The 5,158-nt window shown below is 73.4% G+C and carries 6 protein-coding genes; all 6 read right to left on the reverse strand.

Annotated features, from left to right (window positions below):
- Positions 1 to 143: 143 nt before the first annotated feature.
- The gene (locus HMPREF3159_RS02370; RefSeq protein WP_070499510.1) at positions 144 to 554 is read right to left on the reverse strand and encodes a fluoride efflux transporter FluC; all 411 of its coding nucleotides are present in this window, start codon (positions 552 to 554) and stop codon (positions 144 to 146) included.
- Positions 551 to 1,114 carry a FluC/FEX family fluoride channel gene (locus tag HMPREF3159_RS02375; protein WP_246821426.1) on the reverse strand — a complete coding sequence of 188 codons (564 nt, stop codon included), beginning with the start codon at positions 1,112 to 1,114 and terminating at the stop codon, positions 551 to 553. The genes HMPREF3159_RS02370 and HMPREF3159_RS02375 overlap by 4 nt, the downstream gene beginning before the upstream one ends.
- Before the next feature lie 34 nt (positions 1,115 to 1,148).
- Entirely contained in the window at positions 1,149 to 2,645 is a 1,497-nt protein-coding gene (locus HMPREF3159_RS02380; protein ID WP_070499511.1) for a dihydrolipoamide acetyltransferase family protein, read from the reverse strand.
- A gap of 33 nt (positions 2,646 to 2,678) precedes the next feature.
- Positions 2,679 to 3,668 carry an alpha-ketoacid dehydrogenase subunit beta gene (locus HMPREF3159_RS02385; protein ID WP_070499512.1) on the reverse strand — a complete coding sequence of 330 codons (990 nt, stop codon included), beginning with the start codon at positions 3,666 to 3,668 and terminating at the stop codon, positions 2,679 to 2,681.
- A gap of 49 nt (positions 3,669 to 3,717) precedes the next feature.
- A complete protein-coding gene (locus HMPREF3159_RS02390; RefSeq protein ID WP_070499514.1) occupies positions 3,718 to 4,824 on the reverse strand; it encodes a thiamine pyrophosphate-dependent dehydrogenase E1 component subunit alpha in 1,107 nt (368 codons plus the stop codon).
- A 106-nt stretch (positions 4,825 to 4,930) separates the two neighbouring features.
- The coding region (locus HMPREF3159_RS02395; protein ID WP_371441687.1) for an SIS domain-containing protein at positions 4,931 to 5,158 on the reverse strand (228 nt) is incomplete at its 5' end.

Below are 5,158 nucleotides of genomic sequence, written 5' to 3' on the forward strand. Positions count from 1 at the left end.
GGCGACCGGGGCGCCGATCCGGGCGGCGGGGCCCGCGTCCAGCAGCACGAGGTTGTCGCCGCCGGCGGCGTCGGCCGCGAGGACGGCGAGCAGGCTCAGCACCGCGAGGGCGGGCAGGAGGGCGAGGAGGGCGCGGCGCAGCGTCATGAGGCGATCACCAGTCCCACCCAGAGGGCGCCCATACCGGTGCCGACGCTGAGCATCAGGTAGGCCAGCGCGATCGAGTAGGCGCCGCGGCGGGCGAGCACGACGATGTCGTGCGCGGCGGTGGAGAGGGTGGAGAGCCCGCCGCAGAAGCCGCCGCCGAGCAGCACGTAGAACACGCCGCCCGCGCCGGTGGCGGAGCCGAGCCGCGCCACGACGATGCCGAGCAGGAAGCAGGCCGCGACGTTGACCAGGAAGGTCAGCCAGGGCACGAGCCGCTCCCCGTTCTCGATGCCGCGGGCGGCGATCATGCGGGTGCCGGCGGTCTGCACGCCCCAGCGGGCGACCGCCCCGAGGCCTCCGCCCACGCAGACCACGGCCAGGCTGAGGACGAGCTGCAGCGCCGTCATGCCGCCCCTCCGTCCGTCGCCTCGAGCCCCCGGGCGCCGAGGCGGTTGCCCAGCAGCAGGCCGAGGACGACCGCGCCGAGGCACAGCACGAGGGTCAGCGCGGCGTACAGCAGGGCCAGCAGCGGGAAGTCCGCGCCGATCATCGCCGAGCCCTCGAGCACCACGGTGGACATGGTGGTGAAGCCACCGCACAGCCCCGTGCCCAGCAGCGGGCGCATCCACGGCCGTCCTTCGCGCACCTCGAGCACGCCGTTGAGCGCGCCGAGCCCGAGGGAGCCCAGCACGTTCACGATGAGGGTCGCCCACGGCACCTCGACCAGCGTGGGGGTGGTCACGGTGGGGTCGAGCACGGTCAGCAGGAAGCGGAGCATCGCCCCGAGCGCCCCGCCGGCGGCGACGAGCAGGGCGATCCGCCAGGTCGCCGGCGCCGGACGGACCGGGCCCGAGACGAGGGTCTCGGAGTCGGCGACGTCCACGTTGCGCAGGGCCGCCATCTCCACGGTGTGCATGCGGGGGTCGTCGCGCCGCGGCGGCGGGGAAGAGGGCGGGCTCGAGGTCACCGCACAAGGGTACTAAGGAGCGACCTCTCGCCTCTCAGCCCCAGACCAGGCCCAGGGAGGGGTCCTCGAGCACGGCGGAGACGTCGCGCAGCAGCTCCGCGCCGAGCGCCCCGTCGATCAGGCGGTGGTCGAAGCTCAGCGAGAGGGTCGCGACCCGGCGCGGCTCGATCCGCCCGTCCACCACCCACGGCTTCTCCTTGATCGCGCCGACGCCGAGGATGGCGGACTCCCCCGGGTTCAGGATCGGGGTGCCGGAGTCGATGTCGAAGACGCCGTAGTTGGTGATGGTGATGGTGCCGTCGCGGGTGTCGCGCAGGGAGGTGCGCCCGGCCCTCGCGGTGCGGGCGAGCTCCCCGATCCCCTCGGCGAGCTCCCGCAGCGTCATCAGGTGTGCGTCCTTCAGGTTCGGGACGATGAGGCCGCGCGGGGTCGCCGCAGCGATGCCGAGGTTGACGTAGTGCTTGTAGACGATCTCCTGGGCGTCCTCGTCCCAGGAGGCGTTGACCTCGGGATTGCGGCGGATCGCGACCAGCAGCGCCTTCGCGATCACGGCCAGGGGGCTGACCTTCACGTCGGCCCATTCGCGCGAGGCGCGCAGCTGGGAGACGATCCGCGTCACGCCGGTCATGTCGATCTCGTTGAACACCGTGACGTGCGGGGCGGTGAAGGCGGAGGCCACCATCGCCTCGGCGGTCCGCTTGCGGACCGAGCGGATCGGGACGCGGGTGGTGCGCTCGTCGCTCGTGACGCCGGAGAATGGCTGGTCACGGGTGGTCTTCATGACGTCGCCGAGGTGCTCGGGCGCCTGCGGGGACTCCTCGGGGAAGTACGCACCAGCGCCGTCGTGAGCGGCGGCCTCCGCGCCGTAGGAGCGCTGCTGGGCGTTGAGCACGTCCTGCCGGGTGACGGTGCCCTCGGGGCCGGTGGCGAGCACGTCGTGCAGCGCGATCCCGAGGTCGCGGGCGAGCTTGCGCACCGGCGGCTTGGCGAGGATCCGGTCGATGGGGACCTGCTGCTCCGCGGCGGGCTGCGCGGGCTGGGCCCGGCGTCGGCGGCGGCGCGTGCCGGTGGCCCGCTCCCCGTAGCCGACGAGGTTCTTCGGCTCCTGCGCGGCCGGCGCGCCCTCGCCCTCGCTCGCGGAGTCGGCGGGCTGCTCCGTCTGCCCCTCGGCCTGCTCGGCGGCCTGCTCCGTCGCCTGGGCGGAGAGCTCGGCGGCCGACGGGTCCGCCTCCGCCGCTGCGTTGGAGGGGGCGGCGGGTGCCTGGGCCGGGATGGCCCCGCCGGTGGTGTCGACGCGCATCAGCGGGGCGCCGACGGGCACCTCCTCGCCGACCGCGACGAGGATCTCGACGACGGTGCCGGCGACGTGGCTGGGCAGCTCGACGGCGCTCTTGGCGGTCTCGACCTCGACGACGGGGTCGTTGATCTCCAGACGGTCGCCGACGGCGACCTTGATCTCGAGGATCTCGGCCTCGGTGAGGCCCTCGCCGGGATCGGTGAGGGCGATCGTGACGATCGAGGAGGCGTTCATGGTCGTGATCCTTTCACGCGGCGGGCGCGCGGGTCAGTGCTCGAGCAGACGGTCCACGCCGTCCAGCACCCGGTCGAGGTCGGGGAGATAGGCGTGCTCCATGCGGGAGGGCGGATAGGGCAGGTGGTAGCCGCCCACGCGCAGCACCGGCGCCTCGAGGTGGTAGAAGCACTGCTCGGAGATGCGGGCGGCGATCTCGCCGCCGAGCCCGCCGAGCACGGGGGCCTCGTGGACGATCAGCAGGCGCCCGGTGCGCCGCACCGAGTCAGCGATCGTGGGGTAGTCGACGGGGGCGAGGGAGCGGGCGTCGATCACCTCGAGGTCGAGGCCGTCGGCCGCGGCGGCCTCGGCGCTCTCGAGGACGACGGGCATGCTCGGACCCCAGGCGAGCACCGTCGCGTCGGTGCCGGGGCGCACCACCTGCGCCTGCCAGGGCGAGAGCTCGGGGCGGTGGTCGGGGTCGACGTCGCCCTTGACCCAGTAGCGCCGCTTGGGCTCGAGCATGAGCACGGGATCCTCGGACTCGATCGCCTGGCGGGTCATCCAGTACGCGTCCTGCGCGGTGGAGGGGGCGAGGATGCGCAGGCCCGCGGTGTGGGCGAAGAGCGCCTCGGGGCTCTCGGAGTGGTGCTCGACGGCGCCGATGCCGCCGCCGTGCGGGATCCGGATCACCATCGGCATGTTCACCCGGCCGGAGGTGCGGTTGTGCATCTTCGCGACCTGGGTGGTGATCTGGTTGAAGGCGGGGAAGACGAATCCGTCGAACTGGATCTCGACCACCGGCCGGTAGCCGCGCAGGGCCAGGCCCACGGCGGTGCCGACGATCCCTGCCTCCGCGAGCGGGGTGTCGACCACGCGCTGGGGGCCGAACTCGGCGTGGAGCCCGTCGGTGACGCGGAAGACGCCGCCGAGCACGCCGATGTCCTCGCCCATCAGCAGGACCTTGTCGTCGGCGGTCATCGCGTCACGCAGCCCCGCGGTGATGGCCTTCGCGATCGGGAGGGTGGAGGAACTCGTGCTCATGCGTTCATCTCCTCCCGCTCGTTCCTCACAGTTCGTCGACGAACAGTGCTCATGCCAGCCCCTCCTCGTCCTCGAACTGGGCGACGTACGCGAGGTATTCCTCGCGCTCGGCGTCGACGATCGGGTGGGGCTCGGCGTAGGGGTGGTCGAACATGCGCACCGGGTCTGGGTCCTCCATGCCGTGGATGTGGTGATGGAGCTGCATCGCGAGGTCGTGCGCCTCCTCGTCGCAGCGGGCGACGAAGGCCTCGTCGATCTCGCCGAGCTGCTCGAGGTGGCGGCGCAGGCGCAGGATCGGGTCCTTCTCCGCCCATTCCTGCTCCTCCGCGGCGGGACGGTAGCGGGAGGCGTCGTCGCTGGTGGTGTGCGCGGCCATGCGGTAGGTGAGGGCCTCGACGAAGATCGGCCCCTCCCCCGCGCGGGCCGAGTCCAGGGCGGTGCGCACGGCGCCGAGCACGGCCAGGACGTCGTTGCCGTCCACGCGCACCGAGGGGATGCCCCAGCCGCGGGAGCGCTGGGCGAGGGGGACGCGGGTCTGGACGGAGGTGGGCACGGAGATCGCCCACTGGTTGTTCTGCGTGTAGAAGACGACGGGGGCCTGGAAGGAGGCGGCGAAGGTGAAGGACTCCGAGACCTCCCCCTCGCTCGAGGCGCCGTCGCCGAAGAGGGCGAGGACCGCGGTGTCGGTGGCGCTGTCTCCGGTGCCGACGACGCCGTCGCGCTGCAGCCCCATCGCGTAGCCGACCGCGTGCGGGGCCTGGGAGCCGAGCACGATCATGTACGGGTGGGTGCGCAGCTCGTTGGGGTCCCAGCCGCCGTGGCTGATGCCGCGGAACATCTCCAGCAGGCGCCACGGCTCGATGCCGCGGGCCCAGGCGACGCCGTGCTCGCGATAGGTGGGCACGAGATAGTCCTGCTCGCGGGAGGCGTGGCCGGCCCCGATCTGCGCGGCCTCCTGCCCGAGCGCGCTCGCCCAGAGGCCGAGCTGGCCCTGGCGCTGCAGGCTCGTCGCCTCGAGGTCCGCGGCGCGGATCATCACCATGTCGCGGTAGTAGCCGCGCAGCCGCTCGGGGGTGGCGAGCCCCGCCTCCTCGAGCACGGCGTCGAGCTGCTCGTGCGGGGTGCGGGTGCCGTCGGGCCCCAGGAGCTGGACCATCGGCTCCTCGGCCGCGACGTCGGGGATCGTGGATCGGAAGACGCTCACAGGGGCGAGCGTAACCTACGGTGCCGTAAGTTCCAAGGAGGGGACGGCCCGCCCCGCCTCAGCGCCGCCGCGTGCCGAGGGCGGCGCGGGAGCGGCGCAACGCCCCCTCCCCCGCGTCCGGCAGGGCCGCCGCGAGCGCGATGAGCAGGCAGTCCGCGATCGCGAGCTGGGCGATGCGGGAGGAGGTCGCGCCGGCGCGGAAGGACGGCTCGCGCGAGGCCGTGAGAAGCACCTCGTCCGCGCCGCGCGCGAGCGGGCTCGCCGGAGCGCCGGTGACGGCGAGGGT

Origin of the sequence: Brachybacterium sp. HMSC06H03, from assembly GCF_001807385.1 — a bacterium.
GTDB classification, from domain to species: domain Bacteria; phylum Actinomycetota; class Actinomycetes; order Actinomycetales; family Dermabacteraceae; genus Brachybacterium; species Brachybacterium conglomeratum.